This window comes from Actinomadura mexicana (assembly GCF_900188105.1).
Taxonomy (GTDB): Bacteria; Actinomycetota; Actinomycetes; order Streptosporangiales; family Streptosporangiaceae; genus Spirillospora; species Spirillospora mexicana.
In genome coordinates, this window is record NZ_FZNP01000012.1 from 127,437 (window position 1) to 150,594 (window position 23,158).

A 23,158-nucleotide genomic window follows, 5' to 3' on the forward strand; every position below is an offset into this window, starting at 1 on the left:
TCACGTGGACGGGAGGACCCGAGGACGTCCTGCATCGGCGTGCAGGCTGACCGCGAACGCCGGCCCCGGATTCGTCAGCGCGTGCGGGCCGCCGTGCACCCGGACCCGGTTGGCCCGCAGCGGTCGCTCCGTGACGCCGCGCGCGGTGATCGTCACTTCCGCCAGCTCGCCCGCGATCAGGGTGCTGACCTGGGCGCGGATCGTCTCGCCGTGGTCGGGCGGCCAGGTGGTCAGCCAGGTCTGGCCGTCCAGCGGGACGTGCACCGGCCCCGAGGCGTCGAAACGGACGAGCCGCCACCACTCGGCGGGGCGGCCGGCGAGGTCGCGGACGCGGGCGGCGAGCTGTCCGACGGTCGCGGGACGGACGGCGGCCGCGCGGCCGTGCGGATCGTCCTGACCGCGCATGGTGAGGTCGGGAACCACGGAAAGGTCCACGGGAAGTCCTTCGTGCAGGTGTGCCGGCTGGAAAGGGATCGTCAGCGAGAGCGGCGATCGCCCGGAACGGGGATCAGCGACAACACGAAGGACACAGCGCGCTGGCCACGCGGCCCAGGGCCACGGGGCTGTCCGTCAGCACGCGCTTCGTCACGCACACAAGGAGACACTCGGTAACCGAACCTTGTCAAGCTGATCACCCAGAGTCGACCGGAATCTGTCCGCCGGGGGCCCGGCCACCCCCGGCAGGTCCTCGCCTCCCCGTCGCGGGCTCAGCGGCTGAGGAACACGTAAACGACCCAGGTGAGCACCAGGGTCACGAGCAAGGACCCCAGGCAACCCAGCCGAGAAGAGAAAAAGAAGAACATAGGCGGCCCCTACCCCGGAAACGGCGAATATCCCCTGCTCAGAACGCCACAGCCCGCCCGGAACCACCCATTTTGCCTGGCCACGCTCTCCGCTTCGCCCTTCCGCCATGGAACGTTCCCAGCCGCCACCGTGAGGCGCCTCGGCCTCCGCCCCTCCGAGGGATCGGCCACGGAAGGCACGCTCCGGCCGATCGGCCGTCTTCGCTGGTGAACGGTAGAAATCCAGCGAGCGCGTGTTTTCGCGCAAAATCCGGAGAAAGTGGGGTTGTTCCCATTACGGTCGGCCCGGAGCCGCTTATGAAACGGAGGAGGCTCCCGACCGATCGGACAGTCCGACGCTGCGGAGAAGCAACGTGACCCCCCAGAGCGAAACAGACGCCGCGGAAGCGGCCCACATGGACGAGGTGGACCTGAACCCGGACGTCCACCGGGCCACCGAACCCGACGAGGAGCAGGTCCTCCGGGAGCTGTACGGGGAGCCCGACGCCGACGGGATCTTCCGCGGGCAGGGTCAGTCCCTCCAGGACGACCCCGAGCTGGACGGCACCGAGCAGGAGGGCCCGGCATGAGCGCCGCGGGGTTGATCGCCGAGGCCCGCAAGTCGCTCGGGATGTCGGGCCGGCCGAACACCATCACCCGGGAGTACGCCTCCAGGCACGGAAGCGAGTTCCTCAGCGCGCCCTGGTGCGACATGGCCATCACCTACTGGGCGCGGCACAGCGGCAACGCCAGCGTCGTCCTGCCGGGAGGAGACCGCGCTTACACGGTGAGCCACGCGGAGGACTTCAAGAAGGCCGGGAGCTGGCACAGCGGGACGACCGCGAGCGTCGACCAGGCGAAGCCCGGCGACATCGTGTTCTTCGACTGGGGCGCCACCAACAGCATCGGCGCGATCGACCATGTCGGCGTCGTCGAGAAGGTCCTCGGCGGCGGGCGGCTGCAGACGATCGAGGGCAACACGAGCGACTCGGTGAGGCGCCGCGTAAGGGGCTCCAGTGTCATCGCTGGTTACGGACGGCCCGCGTATGGCGGGGGCAACTGGACGGAGGACATGGTGAAGAAGCTGCCGGAGCTGAACAAGGGCGACTCCGGGGAGCACGTGGAGACCCTGCAGGGGCTCCTCCTGGCGCGCAGCCACCCCGAGGTGACCATGACCGGGAAGTTCGACGACACGACCGAGTCGGCCGTCAAGGCCATGCAGCGGTGGGGCGGCGTCGACGACGACGGGATCGTCGGGCCGAAGACCTGGCCGGTTCTGCTCCGCGTGCACTAGCGGCCATCAGTCCCCCAGACGTCGGTAAATAAGCGACGTCGGGGACTAGTACGGCATTCAACCCCGGCATAGGTTCGGAGGGTCGCCTTCCACGGAGGTGGCCCCGATGACGTGGCCGGATCAGCGCGCTCCTCCCAGGGACGCCCCTCACTGTCCACCCCGAGACGTCCCTGGGAGATAGCGCATGCCACGTATCCGTATGGAGGTCGACGGAGCGACGTACGAAGACGACGTCGAGCCGCGCCTCCTTCTCGTCCACTATCTGCGCGAACGGCTGGGAAAGGTCGGGACCCCGGTCGGGTGCGACACCAGCAACTGCGGAGCCTGCACCGTCCTGATGGACGGGATGAGCGTGAAGAGCTGCTCCGTGCTCGCCGTCCAGGCCGACGGCCAAGACGTGACGACCGTCGAGGGGCTCGGCGTCGAACCGTCGACGCCAGGCGGCACGCACCCGATGCAGCGGGCCTTCCACGAGGAGCACGCGCTGCAGTGCGGCTACTGCACGCCCGGCATGATCATGGCGTCGCTCGACCTGCTGAGGGAGAACCCCGACCCGTCCGAGGACGAGGTCCGGGAGGGGCTGGAAGGCAACCTGTGCAGGTGCACCGGTTACCAGAACATCGTCAAGGCCGTACGGCGGGCGGCGAGCGAGATGCGCGAGCCCGGCCGCCAGGAGGTGACGCCGTGACCGTGCAGGAGGTCGGCACCCCGCGCAAGCGGTCGGAGGACGCCCGGCTCATCACGGGCCGGACGCGGTGGACCGACAACATGACCCCGGCGGGGACGCTGTACGTGGCGTTCCTGCGCAGCCCGTTCGCGCACGCCCGGATCACGGGGGTCGAAACGGCGCCGGCGAAGGAGCGTCCCGGGGTCGTCGCCGTGTTCAGCGGCCAGGACTTCGCGGCGGAACAGGGTTCGCTGCCCTGCGCGTGGGTCGTGACCGAGGACATGAAGCATCCGGCCCATCCGCCCATGGCGGTGGACGAGGTCCGCTACGTCGGCGAGCCCGTCGCATGCGTCGTGGCCCGCGACAGGGCCGCGGCCGTCGACGCCCTGGAGGAGATAGACGTCGACTACGAGCCGCTGTCCGCCGTGGTGGACATGGAGGCGGCCATAGCCGGGGGCGCCGATCTGGTGCACGAGGACCTCGGCACGAACAAGTCCTACACGTGGGTGTTCGAGAACGGGGATCTCGACGCCGCGATGCAGGACGCGCCGGTCGTACTGGAGCGCCGCTACGTCCAGCAGAGGCTCATACCGACGGCCATGGAGCCGCGGTCGGTGCTGTGCGTCCCCGAGGGGGACGAGTTCACGCTGTACTCGGCCACGCAGATCCCGCACATCCTGCGGTTGATGCTGGCCACGGTCACCGAGATCCCCGAGCACCGGATCCGGGTCGTCGCGCCGGACGTCGGCGGCGGCTTCGGCTCCAAGCTGCAGGTGTACGGGGAGGAGGTCCTCGCGCTGCTGCTCGCCCGCAGGCTCGGCCGTCCGGTCAAGTGGACGGAGACCCGCAGCGAGGGCAACATGACCGTCCACCACGGCCGCGACCAGATCCAGCGGCTCACGCTCGCCGCCGAGCGCGACGGCCGGATCCGCGGCCTGAAGGTCGAACTGCTGGCCGACATGGGCGCGTACCTGATGCTGGTCACCCCCGGCATCCCGCTGCTGGGCGCGTTCATGTTCAACGGCATCTACAAGATGGACGCGCTGTCGTTCACCTGCACGGGGGTCTTCACCACCAAGACGCCCACGGACGCCTACCGGGGCGCGGGCCGCCCAGAGGCCACCTACGCCATCGAGCGGATGATGGACGAGCTGGCCGCCGAGCTTGGCATCGACCCCATCGAGGTACGGCGCCGCAACTGGATCGCTCACGAGGAGTTCCCGTACGAGACGATCGCGGGCCTCACCTACGATTCCGGCAACTACGAGGCGGCCACCGACAAGGCGCTGGAGCTGTTCGAGTACGACAAGCTCCGCGCGGAGCAGGCGGACCGGCGGGAACGGCGCGATCCGGTGCAACTGGGCATCGGGGTGTCCACGTTCACGGAGATGTGCGGTCTCGCCCCGTCCCGGGTCCTCGGGTCGCTGTCGTACGGGGCCGGGGGCTGGGAGCACGCGGCGGTGCGGGTGCTCCCGTCCGGCAAGGTCGAGGTGGTCACCGGTTCGTCCCCGCACGGGCAGGGCCACGCGACGGCGTGGGCGCAGATCACCGCCGACCGGCTCGGCGTGCCGTTCGAGGACGTGAAGGTCCTGCACGGCGACACCGCGATCTCGCCCAAGGGAATGGACACCTACGGGTCCCGTTCCCTGGCCGTGGGAGGCGTCGCACTGTTCTCCGCCTGCGAGAAGGTGGTGGACAAGGCCCGCAGGGTGGCCGCGCATCTGCTGGAGGCGTCCGAGCAGGATCTGGAGTTCTCCGGCGGGCGGTTCAGCGTCCGCGGCGTCCAGGAGGAGGGCAAGACGATCCAGGAGGTCGCGCTGGCCGCGTTCGCCGCGCACGACCTGCCGGACGGCGTCGAACCGTCCCTGGACTCCGACGCCACGTTCGACCCGGAGAACTTCTCCTTCCCGCACGGCACGCACCTGTGCGCGGCCGAGGTCGACACCGAGACCGGGATGGTGAAACTGCGCAAGTACGTGGCCGTGGACGACGTGGGCAAGGTCGTCAACCCGCTCATCGTGGAGGGCCAGGTCCACGGCGGGCTCGCGCAGGGCATCGCCCAGGCCCTCTACGAGGAGGCCGTGTACGACGCGGACGGCAACCTGACGACGACCACGATGGCCGACTACCTGGTCCCGTCTGCCGCCGACCTGCCGACGTTCACGACCGACCGGACCGAGACGCCCGCGACGTCCAACCCGATGGGCGTGAAGGGCGTCGGCGAGGCGGGCACGATCGCCTCGACCCCGGCGGTCGTCAACGCGATCGTGGACGCGCTGCGCCCCTACGGGGTGCACGACGTGCCGATGCCGTGCACGCCCGAGCGCGTGTGGCGCGCGATGCGCGCGGAGGAGAAGCCGGCGGCCGCGGAACCGGGCGCGGGCGGCGGGCTCGGCTCGGCCGGAGGTGACCAGTGATCCCCGCGACGTTCGACTACGTCCGCCCCGCCTCGGTGGACGACGCCGTCCAGGCGCTGTCCGACGGGGGCGAGGACGCCAAGGTGCTGGCGGGAGGGCAGAGCCTGATGCCGCTGCTGCGGCTGCGGCTCGCCTATCCCGACTCGCTGATCGACCTGGGCCGGCTCGACGCGCTCCGGGAGATCCGCGACGAGGGCGACTCGCTGGTCATCGGTTCCATGGCGACGCATTACCAGGTGATCCGCGATCCGCTGGTGCGCGAGCACCTCCCGCTGATCGTGCAGGCGACGGAGACCGTCGCCGATCCGGCGGTCCGGCACCGCGGCACCTTCGGCGGGTCGCTCGCCCACGCGGACCCGGCGGGCGACCTGCCCGCCGTCGCACTCGCGCTGGACGCGGTGCTCCTCGTCCGGTCCTCGCGCGGCGAGAGGGAGATACCCGCGTCGGAGTTCTTCGTCGACTGGATGACGTCGGCGATGGAGCCGGACGAGCTGCTCGTGGGCGTGCGCGTGCCGAAAACGGGTGCGGGCTGGGGCGTGCACTACGAGAAGTTCCACCGGACGGCGCAGGCTTGGGCGATCGTCGGGGTGGCCTGCGCCGTCCACCGCAACGGTGACGGCATCGAGGAGGCACGCGTCGCGCTGACCAACATGGGCGCGTCCCCGGTCAGGGCGAGCGCGGTGGAGGCCGCCGTCAGAGGGGGACCGGCGACGGAGGACGCGTTCCGGACCGCCGCCGCGCAGGCCGCTGCGGGCACGGAGCCGCCCACGGACCTGCACGGGTCGTCGGAGTACCGGGCCCATCTGGCGACGGTGCTGACGGCGCGCGCGCTGGCGGCCGCCGCGGGCTGACCCGCCCGCGCGGCGGGAACACGCGGCCGGGCCCCGTCGCCCCGGGGCCCGGCCGCGTGTTCTCCCGTGCCGCATGATCACTGCGGGGCGGGGTACCGGTGCCTGAGGCGTACCGAGGAGCCCGGGGGCCACTGGCGACGCGGCGGGCGGCCGCCGTAGGGTCGCGGGCAAGGTCTCCGGACGATAAGGACACTGATCATGGAGCTCGACCACGATTTCACCGTCCCCGTGCCGGTGGATCAGGCCTGGTCGGTGCTGCTCGACGTGGAGCGCGTCGCGGCCTGCATGCCGGGCGCGACGCTCGACTCGGTCGACGGCGAGGAGTACTCGGGCCGGATGAAGGTGAAGGTCGGCGCGATGACCATCACCTACCGCGGCACCGCGCGGATCGTCTCGGCGGACGAGTCGTCCCGGGTCGTGACGATGGAGGCGTCCGCCAAGGAGGCCCGCGGTTCCGGGACGGCGGCGGCGACCGTGCAGGCGAGGCTGCACGGGGAGGACGGCGTCACCCGCGTGACCGTCCACACCAAGCTGAACGTGACGGGCCGCCCGGCGCAGTTCGGCCGCAACATCCTGTCCGAGGTCGGCTCCAAGATCATCGCGCGGTTCGCCAGGCAGCTGGCGGCCGAGCTCGAGGCGCCCGGCGAGACCGCCGCCGAGGCCCCGGCCGCCGCTGCCGCTCCCGTCGAGAAGCCCACCGAGAAGCCCGTCGAGAAGCCCACCCGGAAGCCCCCCGGTAAGCCCGCCGGCAAGCCCGCCGAGGCCACTGCCGATACACCGGTGTCCGCGGCCGTGGCGCCCGCGGACACGCCTGCCGCCGCCCGGAAGGGCCCTGAGAAGGCCGCCGAACCGGAGGCGGAGGCGGAGACCGGTGCGGCCCCCGCGGCACCGGAGGAGCCCGCCGACAAGCCCGGCCCCGTCGAGGCCGAGCCCGGGGAGCGTCCGTCGCTGCACGTGGCGGGCGACCACGAAGAAGGCGGGCGTGTGCAGCCGGTGGAGGAGAAGGACGACGCGATCGATCTGCTGGAGTTCGTGGGCCCGTCGATCGCCAAGCGGGCCGTTCCGGCGGTCGGTGGCCTGGTCGCCGCCCTCCTGGCCGTCCGCTTCCTCGTGCGCCGCCGCAAGAAGCGCTGACGGGCGCGCACCTCCGGGACGGGGTCAAGCCGGCGTCAACGATCCGTGCGCGGGCGGCGGCGTCGATGGAACGCGCCCTCGCCGGTGCGGTCGGCTGGTCCGGTGGACACCATCGAGCTCCAGCGGATCGCGCGGATCGAGAACGACAACTGGTGGTACCGCGAGCGCCGCGAGATCCTGTCCGCGGAGCTGCTGCGGTTCAGCGTGCCCGGGGCGGCCGTGGAGATCGGCGCCGCGTCCGGGGCGTCCTGCCGCGTGCTGGCCGGCCACGGCTGGAGCGCCACCGCGATCGACCTGAGCCCGGACGCCGTCGCGCTGGCCCGCGCCTACGGCGTCGAGGCCTACGTGGGCGACGCGCGTTACCTGCCGCTGCCGGCATGCGAATACGACCTGGCGCTGGCGTTGGACGTGCTCGACCAGGTGGAGGACGACGAGCGAGCGGTCGCGGAGGTCGCGCGGGTGCTGCGGCCGGGTGGGACGGTGCTGGTGTCGGTGCCCTGCGACATGGCTCTGTGGTCGGCGCATGACGTGGCTCTCGGACGCGTCCGCCGCTACTCCCGCCGGACGCTGGTCGAACTGCTGGAGGGCGCGGGGCTGGTGCCGGAGCGCGTGTGGAGCAGGGGCGTCCTGCACCGTCCGCTCCTGCGCCTGCTCAGGAACCGGACGGTGCGGCGCGAGGATCTGGCTCCGCTGCATCCGCTCGTCAACGAGGCGCTGCGCCTGTCCGCCTCGCTGGAGCGGCGCCTGCCGGTCGCCTCGTGGCCCGGCGTCTGGCTGTTCGCGCGGGCCCGCCGCCCAGGCTGAACGGCGGGCTCCGCCGCCGTCAGGCTTCGCCGAAGACGCGGTCGACCACCCTGGACGCGGCCTGGCCGTCGTCGTGCGGGCAGTACTTCACGAAGAAGCGGTCGTAGGCGTCCGCGTAGCGCTGCTCGCACGCGGGCGCCGCCCGCACCGCTTCGGCGACCTCCGCGGACGTGCGCACGACCGGGCCGGGCGCTTCGGCCTCCAGGTCGAAGTAGAAGCCGCGCACGTGGTCGCGGTACCAGTCCAGGTCGTAGGTGTAGAGGACGATGGGGCGGCCCAGGATCGCGTAGTCGAACATGGCGGACGAGTAGTCCGTGACGAGCACGTCGGCGGCCATGTACAGCTCGGCGATATCGGGATACCGCGACACGTCGATGACGAAGGGGCCGGAGTCGCCCCCGGCGGGTCGAACCGCAGCGGAGCGGTTCGCGACGGCTCCGCCTGTGGATATGCGGTCCCGGTCGGTGATGAGGTGGTGCGTCCGAAGGAGGAGGACGTAGTCGTCGCCTAGGGCCTGCCGCATGGTCTCCACGTCCAGCTCCAGCGAGAAGCCCTGCCTGCCTTCTGCGTGGTGCCGGTCGTCACGCCATGTCGGCGCGTAGAGGACGACTTTCTTGCCCTGCGGGACCCCCAGGCGCTTCCGGATGCGGGTTCCGATGCGTTCCCACTCGGGCGTGCTGAGGATGTCGTTGCGCGGGAACCCCGTCTCCAGGATTTCGCCCTCGTACCGGAAGGCCCGCCGCATGACCTGGGTGGCGTACGGGCTGGAGGACAGCAGGAGGTCCCAGCGCGGCACCTCCTGCTCCATCCAGTCCAGCCGCTCGGTGCGCTGGTACGGCATGTCCTGCAGGTCGTAGGCGAGGCGCTTCAGCGGGGTGCCGTGCCAGGTCTGGAGGTAGATCTGGCCCGTGCGCTTGAAGAACCAAGGCGGCATCGCGTGGTTGGCGACGACGTACCGAGCGCGCGCGAGGGCGCGGTAGTGCTCGCGGCTGCCGGCCAAGACGGTCGCGGCCTTCCCGTCCACCGCGAACTGGTCGTCCCCGGAGACCCACACGCATTCCAGGTCGGTGTCGCGGCGGATGAGTTCCTCATAGACGGCCCGCGGGCTGCAGCTGTACTGGGAGCCGTCGTAGCTGCTGAACACGGCCATGCCGGCCAGAGGGCTCCGCAGGTAGACGGAGTAGTCCCTCTGCTGGAGGAGGCTCTGCGCGTGCACGCCGCGCTCGTCGTCCTCCAGTGACACGCGGCTGTGCAGCATCAGGGCGTCGATCTGGTGGACGCCGATCTCGAATTCGTGCGTGCCCGCGCGGTGTCGGTCGGGCAGGTCGGGGATGGCCTCGCGTTCGACGACGACGGCCACCTCACCGGAACGCGTGTGCGCCACCAGGTCCCAGGTTCCGCTGCTCAGCGGCAGGTCCGTCCCGAAAACCGAGACCGTCGCGGGGGCGAACGAGGCGGCGAACCGGTGTCCCTCCCAGGTGACGGGGACGCGATGCTCGTCACCGGACCGGCGCCGCCGCAGGACGAAGTGGTCGCAGCGGTGCTCCGGGTCGGCGAAGTCGCCTCTCAGCGTGAGAAGCCCGTTGGCGTCCCACTCGGCGGCCGTGACGACGGGACGGAAGCTGCGCTCGACCCCGCGCAGGTTCCCGAACGCGGTGCGGCTGACGGCGAACTCCCGGCCGCGCCCCACGCTCTCCGGCAGGGCGAATCGGGCGGGACCGACGTTGCTCGCGACGGTGAGCCGCAGCGGGCCGCCTTCGCCCGTCAACCGGACGTCCCAGTCGATGGCGTCGCGCAGGTGCGTCCCGTACGGCTCGCCGTTCGGCACGGACGCCAGGTACTTCAGCGGCAGCCGCGCCGTGAAGTCGAACCCGGTGCCCTCCGCCATCCGCAGGACGGCCGCCTGCCGCAGCGTCACCTCTCCGCGGACCTCGTCTCCCCCGTGCCTGCGGACCGCGACCATCGCGGCCCCGGCGCCGAGCGCGCGCCGCGTCCAGCCCGACAGCACCAGCACGTCGCCGTCGAGACCGATCGCGGTGAGGACGGCCTTGGCCCGCTTGACGTGGACGACGAACACGTCGTCGTCGCCTGCCGCCGGCTGGACCGCCACGTGCTCGTCCACCTGCCGCGGCAACGTCCACCGGACGGCCGGAGCCATCGCGGTCAGCCGCTGCACCGCCCTGCGCCCGGCCGTCGTCACCTCGGCGAACAGCTCGTAGGTGGCCGTCCGCCACTCGTCGTTGTCGAGCAGGTACTCGGGCTCCACCCGTACCGTGAAGCCCGACCAGTCGAGGGAGACGTTCGCCTGCCCGGAGCGCACCGTGACCTCCGGGACGTACCGGCGCTCCACCGGCAGCCGGATCTCCTTGCCGGTCCGCACGTCGCGCATCCAGACGCGGATCCGGGAATCGGCCACCGTCGCGACCGCGAACCGGTCGAAGTAGGCGTGCCCCTCGACGATGAGGGTGTCGACGTCCCACTCCACGCGGTCGACGTCCGCCCACAGCGCCAGCTCGTCGGTGACGTCGTACACGTCCTCCGGGACGCCCCGGTCGGCGTCGCCGAAGAAGGGGTAGCGGGCGTACCAGCGCTGCCGGAGGCGGCCGCGCGACACCAGCGGGACGTCCCGCAGACCGTTCTCCTCGAAGCGCAGCACCTCCAGCAGTTCGGGCAGCATGCACTCGCCGAGCAGGTACGTCTCCAGCCGCCTGATCGCCTCAAGGCCGGCGGTGGCCCGGCGCCCGGCGCCGATGACGGCCCTGGCGCCCAACTCGACCAGGTGTTCGCGCTCCTCCCAGGTGGCCGCGGGCAGGGCGAGCATCAGTTCGCGCACGTCCAGGTCGAGCGCGTACATGTCGTGGACGGCCAGCAGGTCCGGCTCATGCGTGCCGACGAATTCCCGGATCCTCGCGAGGATCGCCATGCGTTCGGTGATGTCGGCCGGGTCGGGGCGTGTGCGCAAGGCCGTTCCGGGACGGTCCCGCCAGAAGTAGACGGTCGCGTCCAACACGTCCACGGCGGAGGCCAGCACATGGCTCTGCACGGCGAGGAGGAGGTCTCCGCCGGCCCCGAACTCGAAGCCGTAGGCGTCCCAGAACGAGCGCCGGTAGACCTTGTTCCATACCGTCCTGTCTTGCAGGAGGGCGGGGTGCCGGGTCACGTGCGTCGACAGCATGGTCTCCGCGTAGGGGTCGCTGTGGAGCGGCGACTGCCACGCCTGTTCCTCGTCCAGGCACATGACGTTTCCGCCGGCGAGGTCCGATCCGGTGCCGTCCAGCGTCCCGACCAGCAACTCGTAGGCGTAGGGCGGCACCGCGTCCTCACCGTCGGCGAAGGCGAGGTAGCGGCCTTTCGCCTGCTCGACGCCCGCGTCGGCCGCCGTCGTGCCGGGGGCGGGCTGCAGGAGGGCGAAACGGTCGTCGCGTCCCGCGAACTCCTTGGCGACGGCCGTGTCCTCGGTGTCCGCGGCGTGCTTGGCGGCCCTGCCGTCCTCCACCATGAGCACCTGGATGTCGCGCAGCGTCTGCCCGGCGATCGACTCCAGGCACTCCGCCAGGCGGCCGCCGGTGTTGCGGATGGGGACGACGATGCTGATCTGCGGGGACACGAGCGGCTCCGTACTGGGCTTTCGGGGATCAGTGGGGTCTCGGCGGTCGGGGCGGGTTCAGCGCAGGACGCGGTCGAGCACGCGGGCGCCGGCGTGGCCGTCGTCGTGCGGGCAGTACCGGGCGGCGAATGCGGCGCGCGCGTCCCGGAACCCGGTCTCCAGCGCGGCGGGCTCGCGCAGCGCCTCGACGACGTCCTGCGTGGTGGCGAGCAGCGGCCCCGGCGCCTCGGCGTCGAAGTCGAAGTAGAAGCCGCGCACGTGGTCGCGGTAGCGCTCCAGGTCGTAGGTGAAGAACACCATCGGGCGGCCGGTGACGGCGAAGTCGAACATGGTCGACGAGTAGTCGGTGACGAGCACGTCGCTGATGAGGAACAGCTCCGAGATGTCGGGGTAGACCGAGACGTCCATGACGCAGTCGCCCGGCCGGAGCCTCGGACGGTCGGTGACGAGGTAGTGCGTCCGCAGGAGGAGGACGTGGTCGCGGCCCAGCGCGGCCCGGAACCGGTCGGTCTCGAATTCGAGGCGGAACGCGCGCTTGCCGATCGCGTGGTGGAAGTCGTCCCGCCACGTCGGCGCGTACAGGACGACCCGCTTGCCCTCCGGGATGCCGAGCCGGCGCCGCACCGCCGCGGCGATCTCGTCGCGGTGCGGGCTGCTCAGCACGTCGTTGCGGGGGTAGCCGCTTTCGAGGACGTCCCCGGCGTAGCCGAACGCGCGCCGGAACAGCGGCACGGAGAACGCGTTCTGGGCGAGCAGGAGGTCCCACTGGGGGACGTCGTGCTCCATCCAGTCCACGCCCTCGGTGCGCTTGAAGGGCATCTGCTTGACGTCGTATCCGAGCTTCTTCAGCGGCGTCCCGTGCCAGCACTGCACGTAGGTCTGGTCCTCGCGCCTGATGAACCATTCCTGCTGCGCCCAGTTACCGAAGATGTAGCGCGCGCGGGCGAGCGCCTCGTAGTGCTCACGCGTCCCGGCCAGGACGGTGCGGGCGCCAGAGGGCTTGCCGAACTGTCCGTTCTCGGTGACCCACACGCATTCGAGGTCGGTTTCGCGGCGCCGGAGCTCGTCGTAGATGCCGCGCGGGTTGCACGAGTACTGGCGTCCCTTGTACGCGTCGAACACGGCCATCTCACGAACGGGCAGGTTCAGGTGGCGCCGGTAGTGCCCGGACCGTATGCGGCTCTGCGCGTAGGCTCCGCGCTCGTCGTCGTCCAGGGCCGTCTCGACGCGCAACTGCAACTGGTCGGTCTTCTGGGCCCGGACGGTGATCCGGTGCAGGCCCGCTTCGAACGGCTCGGGCAGGTCGCGGAGGGTGTGGCGGCGGACGACCACCGGCTGCTCCCGCCCTCCGACGGTGGCGACGGCGTCCCAGCGGCCGGAGACCAGCGGACGCGACAGCCCGAGCACCGGCATGCGCGCGGGCGAGAGCACGGCGGTGAACCGGTCGCCTTCCCAGTGCAGCCGGACGGCGTGCTCCTCGCTCGACCGCCGCCGCCTGAGGATCAGCGCGTCCGGCCGCCCGATCCGGTCCGAGCACGTGCCCGCCAGGTGAAGCACGCCCTCGGGCGACCACGACACCTCCTCGACGGCGAGGACGCGGCCGCGGGAGACGATCCGCAGGGTGCTGCGCCGCGTCCTGGCGATCTCCAGTTCGCCGCCGGGAATGGGGAAGGCGGCGCCCGCCGGGTCCTCGTCCAGGTACGGGCGGACCCCCTCCGAGAGGGTGATCTCCCAGTCGCCCGGCCGCCGGGCCAGCCCGGCGACCGGCAGCCGCGCCCGGAACCCGTCGGCGCCGACCGGCTCGACCGGCCCGAGCACGGTGGCCCGCCCCGCCCTCGGGGTGGCGGTGACGCGCGGCTCGTCCCCGAACGGGACGCGGCTCCAGCCGTCCAGCCACAGCTCGCCGCCCTCCAGGTGGCAGCCGACGACCGCCGCCGGCGTGCGGCGCACCTGGATCACGAACCGGTTCCGTCCCGCGACGCCCTGGACGAGCACGCCCGGCGCGCACTCGCGGTCCCGCGGCCACTGCAGCCCGGTGAACCGCGGGCCCGCGAACGACGACCGGCGCCGCAGCCCCCGGTTGACGATCTCGACGCACGGCACCCAGTCGACGTTCCGCCAGCGCCCGAACATCCGCAGCGCGGACGGATCGATCTCCGCGACGAAGCCGGACCAGTCGTAGGAGACGTTCGACTGCCGCGACCCGGCGGTCACGTCCGGCCGGCGGACCCTCCTGACCGGGACGCGCATGAGGCCCCGCTTGTTGGCCGCGACCAGCCAGATCCGGATGCGGGACCCGTCCTCGCTGGAGGCGTCCAGATGCCGGATGTAGGCGTGGCCCTCCAGGCGGAGCCGGCCGTCCGACCAGGTGGCGCGGTCGATCGCCGCGACCGGTTCGAGCTCGTCGGTCACGTCGTAGACGTGCGCCGGGACGCCCCGGCCCTCGTCCTCGAAGAAGGGGTACTCGGCGTACCAGCGGTGCCGCAGGCCGCGCCGCACGCGCGGCGCGTCCGCCGCCTGGCGCAGCTGGGCGAAGCGCAGCACCTCCAGCAGTTCGGGCAGCATCCGCCGGCACAGAAGGTGCAGTTGCAGGCGCGTCATCGCGGGCTGCCGCTTCAGCACGCGCGCGCTCACGTGCCGGGCCAGGGCCGCCCCCATGGCGACGAGTTCCCCGCGGTTCTCGTCCTGCGTCCTGGGGAGGGCCTCGAACAGGACGCGAAGCTCGATGGGGATCAGGACGTGCTCGTCGTAGGCGTTCAGGAGCTGCGGCGCGTAGCCGGCCAGACCGTCCCGTACGGCCCGCGCGGAGCGCATGCGCTGGCTGAAGTTGTCCCAGTCGTAGCGGTCCTCTGTGATGGACCCGGGGCGCCTGCGCCAGAAGTAGACCGTCTCGCTCAGGACGTCCACGGAACGGGCCAGGGCGTGCGCGCGCGCCGTGACGGGCGGGTCCTCGTAGTAGCCCGGAGGGAACTCCAGTCCCGTCCGGGTCCAGAACGCGCGCCGGTACACCTTGTTCCACGGCGTCCGGTCGCGCATGAGCACCGGCATGGACGACACATGCGTCTTCGAACGGGACACCGTGAACAGGCCGTCGTGCAGGTGCGACTGCCAGGTGCGGTCGTCGTCCATCCGCTGGACGTTCCCGGACGCCAGGTCCGACCCGGTCCGCTCAAGGGACGCGACCAGCCGCGCGTACGCCTCGCGCTCCACGACGTCGTCGGCGTCGGCGAACGCCAGGTACTCGCCCCTCGCCTGCCGGACGCCCGCGTTGCGGGCGGGCCCCGGACCCTCGTTCTCCCGCGTGAGCAGCCGGAACCGCGGGTCGCGGCCGCACATGTCCTTGGCGATCACGGCGCCGTTGTCGGTGGACCCGTCGTCCACCATGATCACTTCAAGGTCGTCCAGCGTCTGGCCCGCCAGCGACTCCAGGCACTCCTGGAGAAACTCCTCGGTGTTGTGGAACGGCACGACGACGCTGAGCTTCGGGGACATGGGGCCTCCTCCTCGCCCCCGAGCATGGTGAGGTCGCGCCGCCGCACGAACGCGCATCGCGATTGCGAGGCCGTCCCCTGACGCAGACTTGACCTCGCCTGGCGGCCACTTGACCTGGGCGTTAATCCACCAGGCCAGGAATCCCGCAGATCAGGCGGGGCGGATGCCCGGGGCCACGCCCGACTCGGCGACGGCGGCGCGCAGGCTCGCCGCGAGCTCCTCGAACTCGTCCGCGCGCGGCGACGTCGACCGGAAGCCCAGGCCGATGCGGCGGAAGGGCGCGGGTGCCGCGAACCGGTGCAGGCCGAGGTTCGGCGCCCGGCGGGTCTCCACGGGCAGCGCCGTCTCGGGGACGAGCGTCACGCCCAGCCCGCCCGACACGAGCTGGACCAGCGTCGCCAGGCTCGTGGCGTACGTCGCCGCGGCGGCGCGCGCCCCCACCTCCCGGCAGACGTCCAGCGCCTGGTCGCGCAGGCAGTGGCCCTCGTTCAGCAGGATGACGTCGAGGTCGTTCAGCGCCTCCCGCGCGACCCCGGTGGCGCCCAGCTCGAACCCGGCGGGCGCGACGAGCACGAAGTCCTCGTCGTACAGCGGCAGCTCCGTCACGCCCGACGCCGGCACGGGGAGCGCCAGCAGCACCACGTCCAGTCGTCCGGCGAGGAGTTCCGCGACGATGTGGCCGGTCTGCTCCTCGTGAACGGACAGCTCCAGGTCGGGGAACTCCTTGGCGAGCCTCGGCAGGACGAGGGGCAGCAGGTAAGGCGCGACGGTCGGGATGACGCCCACCCGGAGCGGCCCGACGAGCACCCCTCGGACCGCCCGGACCTCCTCGACCAGCCGGTCGAGTTCCGCCAGGACGGCCTCGGCGCGCCGCGCGACCCGCTCCCCGGCGGGCGTCAGCAGGACCTTCCGGGTGGTCCGCTCGACGAGCCGCGCACCGAGCGCGTCCTCAAGGGCGGCCACGGCCCCGGACAGCGCGGGCTGGCTCATGCGGAGGGCCGCCGCGGCGTCGCCGAAATGCAGATGCCCGGCCAGTGCCCGGAAGGCCCGCAACTGGGCCACCGTCGGCCTGCTCATCGTCGGTCCGCTGGTCGCCATCCCGACCGGAACACTACCGAACGGCGATCACGGACCGTGAGGCGTCCCAGGTCACACGATCATGCGATTCATCACAGCATGTTCCCGGTCACGCCCGCCGGCGACCCGCCCGCCGTGGTCACCTCGCGGGGGCCCTGCCGCACCGGCGCCGGAGGGAAGACGCCGGTCAGAGGACGGGGAGGCGGTCGGGGTGGGGTATCGGGGCGCCGGGGTCGGCGATGCGGGGTGTGAACGTGCCATGGAAGCCGAACGGGAGGTGGTGCGGGAGGTGGAGGTCCGCGACCGGGGCTAGGTCCCGGGCGTCCAGGACGGTGAGCCGCGAGCGGTGCTCTGCGGCGAGGTACACCACGGATAGGAGCCACCCGTCGTCCTCGGCGGAATCCGGCGCGCGGGGCACGAAGATGGGCTCGCCCACATAGGTGTGCGGGCCGACCTCGTGCACCTGCGTGCGGCCCGTGTCGTTGTCGACTTTCAGGACGCTGTCGTACGCTCCGCTCGGGCCCGTCCGTCCCGTCATGTAGGTGTAGCGGTGCCTTCGCGTGGAACGGCGCCAGTCGTACTGGGGGAACTCGCCGGGCCGGTCGGACAGCGGCGTCTCGATCACGCGTCCCGCCGGGGTGATCCGGTAGCGCATGAGCCTGCTGGACGGCAGGTCGGTGAAGCGCGTGCGGAACTCGGACAGGTCACGCCTGATCGCTTCGAAGTCGTCGAAGAGCACCAGGTCGACGACGGTGTCGGCGCCGTCCTCGAAGGCGTTCGCCAGGTGGACGTGCACGAGCGCCTCGTGCTCCACGACCCGGGCCGGGCCGCCGTCGCGCGGCACCAGCACGAACCGCGTCCCCTTCTCGGGGCGGTGCCGGATCGCGTCGAACACCGTCCCGCCGCCGCCGAACATCGTGCGCAGGTCGACCATGTACGGGTCCAGGACGAACACCATGTGCTCGGTCGTCAGCGCCACGTCGTGGTTCCACGGCATGTTCAGCATCCGGACCCGGGCGAGCCGCCGCAGCCGGCCGCGCCGGTCGACCTTCCAGCAGTTCAGGGACGGCAGCGGGCTGAAGTCCTGACCGAAGTTGAACATCTCGCCCGTCGCCGGATCCCACTTCGGGTGGGCGGAGAACGCCTTGAGCGCGCCGCGCAGCCGTCCGTCGAAGTCGTACGTGCCGAGCGTCTCCAGGGTGTCGGGGTCGAGGCGGTGCGGCGGGCCGCCCTCCCACAGGGCCAGCAGCCGGTCGGCGTGCAGCGCGACGCCGGTGTTGGCGGCGTTCGCCGGCCCCTTCCCCTTCACGAAGTTGGCCCAGAAGCCGCCGGGAAGCGGGGTTCCGACGCCCGGATGGACCGGCCCGCCGGAGACCATGCCGTGTTTGAACTGCGGCGTCCGGACGTACCGGTTGCGGAACCGCACGGACCGCCCGTCGAAGGCGAACTGGGAGACCATTCCGTCGCCGTCGAAGAGGTGGTGCATCAGCGTGCGCCCGACCTCCCACTTGCCCGGGCCGATCCGGTACAGCGTCCCGGTGAGGCCGGACGGAAGCTCCCCGTCGATCTGGTCGACGACGTAGTCGTGCTCGCGCATCAGCGGCGCGAAGACGCGCGCCATGTCCGGCTCGGCTTCGGGAGGCTCCGCGGTCCGGCCGGTCTCGCTGATCTGAGGCACGGGGCCTCCCCATCTGGCTACGCCTGTTGCCAGAAAAATAGGTTCCGGCAACGGCCGTGTCAAGATTCGCCGGTGCCGCACACGTCCGCCGGGACGACGACGGCCGCGGGGATGGGCGCCTGTCGCCTGTCGCCCGTCGCCGGAGACCCGATGCCTAGGCCGGGCGGACCTGCCGGATGACGCGCTTGATCCCGATGACGGTCCGGTACCGGTCACGGGCGGCGAACTCGTCCATGCGCCACACGACCGGGCGCCCGACCTCGGAGCAGAGATGAAGAACCTGGTCGTCATCGGTCCAGACGCCGACATGGGCGCCCCAGGGGTCTCTCGTGGCGTTGAAGAGCACCAGATCCAACGGCCGGGCGTCCGAGACCGACGTCGTCGCCGCCGTGTCCGCCCACAACTCGCTCGACCGCAACTCGGGGACCTCAAGCCCGAAGTACCTGAGCACCTCGTACGCGAACAACTGGCAGTTCGCGCCGTCGGCGATGCCGGGGTGCTCGACGACGGCCTGTGATCCCGGATACCGGGCTCCGACGTACCGGACGACCCAGAAACCAGGGGGAAGCCGAGCCAGGAGACCGCTCACGAGCCACCGTCCAGGCACTCCCATGACCGAAGGCACCACCGAAGGGATATCGCTGCAGGCATATTGGGAGGATCTCGGAGGTCCCGGTCCATCGGCAAGAGCGGGGAATATGCCGAGAAGTCGGATCCTGCACGCAATCACCGACTTCGAGGTATTGGTCACAGCATGCGTATTGTGGCACCGGTGGCCCTACACTGACTCGCCACCGAGTGTGAAGTCCGTTTTGGGCGACTCGATGTGACGTACATCTACTGCCCGGCTTCCCATCCGCGCCATACATTCCTTCCGGCGCAGGTCAGAGGGCCTTTGAGGGCGATTGATAAGAAGCTCCTATAGATCACTTGGGATCGATCGATTTCTCTTGGGATTCGGGCCGCGGCACGCTGAGTGACACGGCCGCCGAGGCGGAAGCCCGCGGCCCTCCCGCGCCTCTTACGGCGAGGCGATTCCTTTCTCATGACGAAGGAGCATTCGTTGCTTACTGTCGGTGACAAGTTCCCCGCGTACGAGCTCACCGCCTGCGTCTCGCTGGACGCCGACAACGCGTTCAAGACGATCGACCACAAGACCTACGAGGGCAAGTGGCGCGTCGTCTTCTTCTGGCCGAAGGACTTCACGTTCGTCTGTCCGACCGAGATCGCGGAGTTCGGCCGCCTCAACGAGGACTTCGCCGACCGCGACGCGCAGGTGCTCGGCGCGTCCGTCGACAACGAGTTCGTGCACTACGCGTGGCGCAAGGACCACCCGGACCTGCGGGAGATCCCGTTCCCGATGCTGTCCGACCTCAAGCGCGAGCTGTCGGAGTCGCTCGGCATCCTCACCGAGGACGGCGTCGCGCAGCGCGCGACGTTCATCGTCGACCCGAACAACGAGATCCAGTTCGCCATGGTGACCGCCGGTTCCGTCGGCCGGAACGTCAAGGAGGTCCTGCGGGTGCTGGACGCGCTGCAGAGCGACGAGCTGTGCCCCTGCAACTGGAACAAGGGCGAGGACACGCTCGACGCGGCCAGGCTGCTCGCCGGGGCCTGAGCCTCTCGCCGGGCCCGGCCCCGGCGGAGCCCGAGCACGGACCGACGGCGGCCGGCCGCGCGACCCGCGGCCGGCCGTCCGCACGAAAGGACGCATGATCATGAGCGTTGACGCGCTGAAGGGCGCCCTCCCGGGCTACGCCAAGGACACCAAGCTCAACCTGGGCTCGCTGACCTCGACCTCCCAGCTCAGCGACCAGCAGCTGTGGGGGACGGTCCTGGCCTGCGCCCTCGCCACGCGGAGCACCGTCGTCATCCGGGAACTGGCCGAGGAGGCGGGCGGCAACCTGTCCGCCGAGGCGTTCGAGGCGGCCAAGGGCGCCGCGTCGATCATGGCGATGAACAACGTGTACTACCGCGCCACCCACCTGATCGGGGACGAGGCGTACGCGACCCTCCCGGCCCGGCTGCGGATGTCGATCATCGGTAGGCCCGGCGTGGAGAAGGTCGACTTCGAGCTGTGGTGCCTCGCCGTGTCGGCGATCAACGGCTGCGGGCGGTGCCTGGAGTCGCACGAGAAGGTCGTCCGCGAGGCCGGCCTGTCGCGCGAGCTCGTCCAGGAGGTGCTGCGGATCGCCGCCGTGGTGAACGCGACCGCCGCGACCCTGGAGGCGGAGGCCGCACTGGCCCCCGCCGCGGTCTGACGGCCGCCGCGTCCGACGGCAGGCGAAAGGCCCGGACGGATCCCGTCCGGGCCTTCGCCGTGCTCACCTCTGAGTGCTCACCTCTCAGTGCTCACCTCTCAGTGCTCACCTCTGAGTGCTCACCTCTGAGTGCTCACCTCTGAGTGCTCACCTCTCGTGCTCACCTCGCCGTGCTCACTCCCACTCGATGGTGCCCGGGGGCTTGGAGGTGATGTCGACGGTGACGCGGTTGATCTCGCGGACCTCGTTGGTGATGCGGGTGGAGATCCGCTGCAGGACGTCGTAGGGCAGCTTCGCCCAGTCGGCGGTCATCGCGTCCTCGCTGGTCACCGGACGCAGGACGATCGGGTGCCCGTAGGTGCGGCTGTCGCCCTGCACGCCCACCGACCGCACGTCCGCGAGCAGGACGACCGGGAACTGCCAGACCTCCCGGTCGAGGCCGGCTCGGGTGAGCTCCTCGCGGGCGATGGCGTCGGCGTCCCGGAGGATGTCCAGGCGGTCGCGCGTGACGGCGCCGATGATGCGGATGCCGAGGCCGGGGCCGGGGAACGGCTGCCGCCAGACGATCTCGGCCGGCAGGCCGAGCTGCTCGCCGAGCGCGCGGACCTCGTCCTTGAACAGCGTCCGCAGCGGCTCGACCAGCTTGAACTGGAGGTCTTCGGGGAGGCCGCCGACGTTGTGGTGCGACTTGATGTTGGCCGCACCGGTGCCGCCGCCCGATTCGACCACGTCCGGGTAGAGGGTCCCCTGGACGAGGAACTCGACCGGTTCGGCCGGTTCTCCGGCCGCACCCGCCCCGCCGTGCACGATCTCGCGGGCCGCCTCCTCGAACACCCGGATGAACTCGCGGCCGATGATCTTGCGCTTCTCCTCCGGGTCGGTGACGCCGTCGAGGGCGGACAGGAAGCGCTCCTGGGCGTCCACGACGTGCAGGTTCACCCCCGTGGCGGCGACGAAGTCCTTCTCGACCTGTTCGGGCTCGCCCTTGCGCAGCAGGCCGTGGTCGACGAACACGCAGGTCAGCTGGTCGCCGATGGCCCGCTGGACGAGCGCGGCGGCGACGGCGGAGTCGACCCCGCCCGACAGCGCGCAGATCACCCGCTTCTCCCCGACCCGCTCCCGGACGGCCTCGATCGACTCGTCCGCGATGTTCACCATCGTCCAGTTCGGCCGGCACCCGGCGCCCTCGTAGAGGAAGCGCCGCAGGATCTCCATGCCGTGCTCGGTGTGCAGGACCTCGGGGTGGAACTGGACGCCGAAGAAGCCGCGGTCCAGATCCTCCATGCCCGCGACCGGGGTGACGTCCGTGCTGGCCGTCACGGTGAAGCCGGACGGGGCGCTGCTCACGAAGTCGCGGTGGGACATCCACACCGCCTGCTCGTGGGGCAGGCCCGCGAACAGCATGCCGGGGGACGCGACGGCGACGGTGGCGCCGCCGTACTCGGCGACGTCGGAGTTCTCGACCGTCCCGCCGAGGGCCTGCGCCATCACCTGGTGGCCGTAGCAGATGCCGAGCGTGGGGACGCCGATGTCGAACAGGCCGTCGGGCACCACCGGCGCGCCCTCGGCGTACACCGACGCCGGGCCGCCCGACAGGATGATCGCCTTCGGCCGCCTGGCGAGCATCTCCGCCGCCGGCATGGTGGACGGCACGATCTCGCTGAACACATGGCACTCGCGGACCCGTCGTGCGATCAGCTGCGCGTACTGCGCGCCGAAGTCGACGACGAGGACGGTGTCAAAGGATTGGTCTGCGACCACCAACTACGCCTTTCGCCCGGCCGGAAGGGACTCCCCAGTCTACGGGCCGCTGCCTGCGCCGATGCGCCGCACCCCGAACGTGATCGTTACAGACTGCGACTGGCCGATAACGGTCAGCGTCCGTTTACCCTGATCACACGCTCAGGATGACTGCGGTCTGATATCAGTTGATGACGCCCTGTATTCGGTGAAGCGCTGTTTTCCTCGGGAACGCCGTGCTCGCCACGACACCGTGCTCGCCGAGATAGCCGTGCTCGCCGGAACGCCGTCCCTAGGAGTGCCGTGAAGCTGCTCGCCGCCGCCGCTCTGCTCGCCGCCCTGGTCCCCGCCGCGCCTTCCGGGCAGTCCGCGCCGTCAGCGAGCACAGGACCGTCAGCGAGCACAGGACCGTTCGCGAGCATAGGACCGTTCGCGAGCACAGGGCAGGAACGCCGGGGCGACTGCGCGCACCCCCCTGCGGCGCCTGAGGCGCGCCACCGTGCCGACGGCCATGCCCGGGATCAGATGGATCTGAGCCCCGCCGAGGCCGCCGCCGTGGAGACGCGCCTGAACCGGATTCTGGACGGTCTCCTCCAGGGCGGGCATGGGGCTTCGAAGAGCGCGAGCCTGCGCCGGGCCGCGCCGATCACCATTCCGGTCTACTTCCACGTGATCCACGCCGGCGCGAGGGGCGAGGTGTCCGACGCGATGATCCAGCGCCAGATCAGCACGCTGAACACGTCCTACGGCGGAGGAAACGGAGGCGCGGACGCGAACGTCTCCTTCACGCTCAAGGCCGTGAGCCGTACCGACAACGCGGCGTGGTTCGGCGACCCGGAACGCTACGAGGGCACCTACAAGCCGAGGCTGCACAAGGGCGGCAAGTCGACGCTGAACCTCTACAGCACCTACATCGGCGGCGACCTGCTCGGCTGGTCGACGTTCCCCTGGAAGTACAAGTCCGACCCGACGATGGACGGCGTGACAGTCCACTACGCCAGCATGCCGGGCGGTTCCATCGAGAACTTCAACAGGGGCTTCAGCGCGACCCACGAGGTCGGGCACTGGCTGGGGCTCTACCACACGTTCCAGGACGGCTGCAGCGGCCAGGGCGACCGCGTCGCCGACACCCCCGCCGAGCGCGATCCCACGAACGGCTGCCCGTCCTCCAAGGACACCTGCCCCGCCCCCGGGGAAGACCCCGTGCACAACTACATGGACTACAGCTACGACACCTGCATGACGTCCTTCACCCCGGGCCAGGGCACCCGCATCCACGACGTGTGGACCGCCTACCGCGCCTAGAAGCCGCTCCGAGCCCCGGGCTCGCCCCCACCCCGACTTTGCTGCGGCC

At 71.1% G+C, this 23,158-nt stretch carries 17 protein-coding genes; 10 read left to right on the plus strand and 7 right to left on the minus strand.

Translation table 11 applies throughout. The features are described 5' to 3' along the window. Complete coding sequence (locus CHC11_RS28240; protein ID WP_089314871.1) at positions 1 to 435, minus strand: cysteine dioxygenase; 435 nt, start codon at positions 433 to 435, stop codon at positions 1 to 3. Positions 436 to 1,156: 721 nt separating this feature from the next. Between CHC11_RS28240 and CHC11_RS40620 the strand changes: the two genes are divergently transcribed. From CHC11_RS40620 to CHC11_RS28270, 7 genes are all read left to right on the plus strand, one after another. Next, positions 1,157 to 1,372: a hypothetical protein gene (locus CHC11_RS40620; protein WP_143227353.1), complete on the plus strand. Its 216-nt coding sequence runs from the start codon at positions 1,157 to 1,159 to the stop codon at positions 1,370 to 1,372. After that, a complete protein-coding gene (locus CHC11_RS28245; protein ID WP_089314872.1) occupies positions 1,369 to 2,076 on the plus strand; it encodes a peptidoglycan-binding protein in 708 nt (235 codons plus the stop codon). Before CHC11_RS40620 ends, CHC11_RS28245 begins: the two co-directional genes overlap by 4 nt. 184 nt (positions 2,077 to 2,260) lie before the next feature. Beyond that, positions 2,261 to 2,764 (plus strand): (2Fe-2S)-binding protein, encoded by a 504-nt coding sequence (locus CHC11_RS28250; RefSeq protein WP_089314873.1) that lies wholly within the window; start codon positions 2,261 to 2,263, stop codon positions 2,762 to 2,764. Further along, complete coding sequence (locus CHC11_RS28255; RefSeq protein ID WP_089314874.1) at positions 2,761 to 5,160, plus strand: xanthine dehydrogenase family protein molybdopterin-binding subunit; 2,400 nt, start codon at positions 2,761 to 2,763, stop codon at positions 5,158 to 5,160. Before CHC11_RS28250 ends, CHC11_RS28255 begins: the two co-directional genes overlap by 4 nt. Continuing rightward, positions 5,157 to 6,011, plus strand: coding sequence for an FAD binding domain-containing protein (locus CHC11_RS28260; protein WP_089314875.1), 855 nt, complete (start codon positions 5,157 to 5,159; stop codon positions 6,009 to 6,011). The genes CHC11_RS28255 and CHC11_RS28260 overlap by 4 nt, the downstream gene beginning before the upstream one ends. Positions 6,012 to 6,209: 198 nt before the next feature. Next, on the plus strand, positions 6,210 to 7,145 hold the full coding sequence (locus CHC11_RS28265) for an SRPBCC family protein (RefSeq protein ID WP_089314876.1): 936 nt from the start codon (positions 6,210 to 6,212) through the stop codon (positions 7,143 to 7,145). Between the two features lie 102 nt (positions 7,146 to 7,247). Next, positions 7,248 to 7,949, plus strand: coding sequence for a class I SAM-dependent methyltransferase (locus CHC11_RS28270; protein ID WP_089314877.1), 702 nt, complete (start codon positions 7,248 to 7,250; stop codon positions 7,947 to 7,949). 19 nt (positions 7,950 to 7,968) lie between these two features. On the opposite strand, the gene CHC11_RS28275 is transcribed toward CHC11_RS28270, so the two are convergent. The 5 genes from CHC11_RS28275 to CHC11_RS28295 all read right to left on the minus strand — a co-directional run bounded on the left by CHC11_RS28275 (position 7,969) and on the right by CHC11_RS28295 (position 18,392). Beyond that, positions 7,969 to 11,556, minus strand: a complete 3,588-nt coding sequence (locus CHC11_RS28275) for a bifunctional glycosyltransferase/CDP-glycerol:glycerophosphate glycerophosphotransferase (RefSeq protein WP_089314878.1) — start codon at positions 11,554 to 11,556, stop codon at positions 7,969 to 7,971. Positions 11,557 to 11,613: 57 nt separating this feature from the next. Next, positions 11,614 to 15,048 (minus strand): bifunctional glycosyltransferase/CDP-glycerol:glycerophosphate glycerophosphotransferase, encoded by a 3,435-nt coding sequence (locus CHC11_RS28280; protein WP_089314879.1) that lies wholly within the window; start codon positions 15,046 to 15,048, stop codon positions 11,614 to 11,616. Positions 15,049 to 15,198: 150 nt separating this feature from the next. After that, positions 15,199 to 16,125, minus strand: coding sequence for a hydrogen peroxide-inducible genes activator (locus CHC11_RS28285; RefSeq protein WP_089314880.1), 927 nt, complete (start codon positions 16,123 to 16,125; stop codon positions 15,199 to 15,201). 187 nt (positions 16,126 to 16,312) lie between these two features. After that, complete coding sequence (locus CHC11_RS28290; RefSeq protein ID WP_218826284.1) at positions 16,313 to 17,803, minus strand: carotenoid oxygenase family protein; 1,491 nt, start codon at positions 17,801 to 17,803, stop codon at positions 16,313 to 16,315. Positions 17,804 to 17,957: 154 nt separating this feature from the next. After that, positions 17,958 to 18,392 (minus strand): hydrolase, encoded by a 435-nt coding sequence (locus tag CHC11_RS28295; RefSeq protein WP_089314881.1) that lies wholly within the window; start codon positions 18,390 to 18,392, stop codon positions 17,958 to 17,960. A gap of 474 nt (positions 18,393 to 18,866) precedes the next feature. Between CHC11_RS28295 and CHC11_RS28300 the strand changes: the two genes are divergently transcribed. Further along, complete coding sequence (locus CHC11_RS28300; RefSeq protein ID WP_089314996.1) at positions 18,867 to 19,421, plus strand: peroxiredoxin; 555 nt, start codon at positions 18,867 to 18,869, stop codon at positions 19,419 to 19,421. A gap of 100 nt (positions 19,422 to 19,521) precedes the next feature. Next, the gene (ahpD, locus tag CHC11_RS28305) at positions 19,522 to 20,064 is read left to right on the plus strand and encodes an alkylhydroperoxidase, AhpD family (RefSeq protein ID WP_089314997.1); all 543 of its coding nucleotides are present in this window, start codon (positions 19,522 to 19,524) and stop codon (positions 20,062 to 20,064) included. 174 nt (positions 20,065 to 20,238) lie between these two features. Here the strand turns inward: ahpD and guaA are convergent, their stop codons facing one another. Further along, positions 20,239 to 21,825: a glutamine-hydrolyzing GMP synthase gene (guaA, locus tag CHC11_RS28310; protein WP_245919886.1), complete on the minus strand. Its 1,587-nt coding sequence runs from the start codon at positions 21,823 to 21,825 to the stop codon at positions 20,239 to 20,241. A gap of 504 nt (positions 21,826 to 22,329) precedes the next feature. On the opposite strand from guaA, the gene CHC11_RS28315 reads away from it, so the two are divergent. Next, the gene (locus CHC11_RS28315; RefSeq protein ID WP_245919888.1) at positions 22,330 to 23,109 is read left to right on the plus strand and encodes a zinc metalloprotease; all 780 of its coding nucleotides are present in this window, start codon (positions 22,330 to 22,332) and stop codon (positions 23,107 to 23,109) included. Positions 23,110 to 23,158 lie beyond the last annotated feature (49 nt).

What these genes read in the sequence shown, in the direction of transcription:
- CHC11_RS28285 (WP_089314880.1), bottom strand. Translation starts at nt 16,125, where the DNA reads ATGAGCAGGCCGACGGTGGCCCAGTTGCGGGCCTTCCGGGCACTGGCC.
- CHC11_RS28315 (WP_245919888.1), top strand. Translation starts at nt 22,330, where the DNA reads ATGGATCTGAGCCCCGCCGAGGCCGCCGCCGTGGAGACGCGCCTGAAC.
- ahpD (WP_089314997.1), top strand. Translation starts at nt 19,522, where the DNA reads ATGAGCGTTGACGCGCTGAAGGGCGCCCTCCCGGGCTACGCCAAGGAC.
- CHC11_RS28280 (WP_089314879.1), bottom strand. Translation starts at nt 15,048, where the DNA reads ATGTCCCCGAAGCTCAGCGTCGTCGTGCCGTTCCACAACACCGAGGAG.
- CHC11_RS28265 (WP_089314876.1), top strand. Translation starts at nt 6,210, where the DNA reads ATGGAGCTCGACCACGATTTCACCGTCCCCGTGCCGGTGGATCAGGCC.
- CHC11_RS28245 (WP_089314872.1), top strand. Translation starts at nt 1,369, where the DNA reads ATGAGCGCCGCGGGGTTGATCGCCGAGGCCCGCAAGTCGCTCGGGATG.
- CHC11_RS28250 (WP_089314873.1), top strand. Translation starts at nt 2,261, where the DNA reads ATGCCACGTATCCGTATGGAGGTCGACGGAGCGACGTACGAAGACGAC.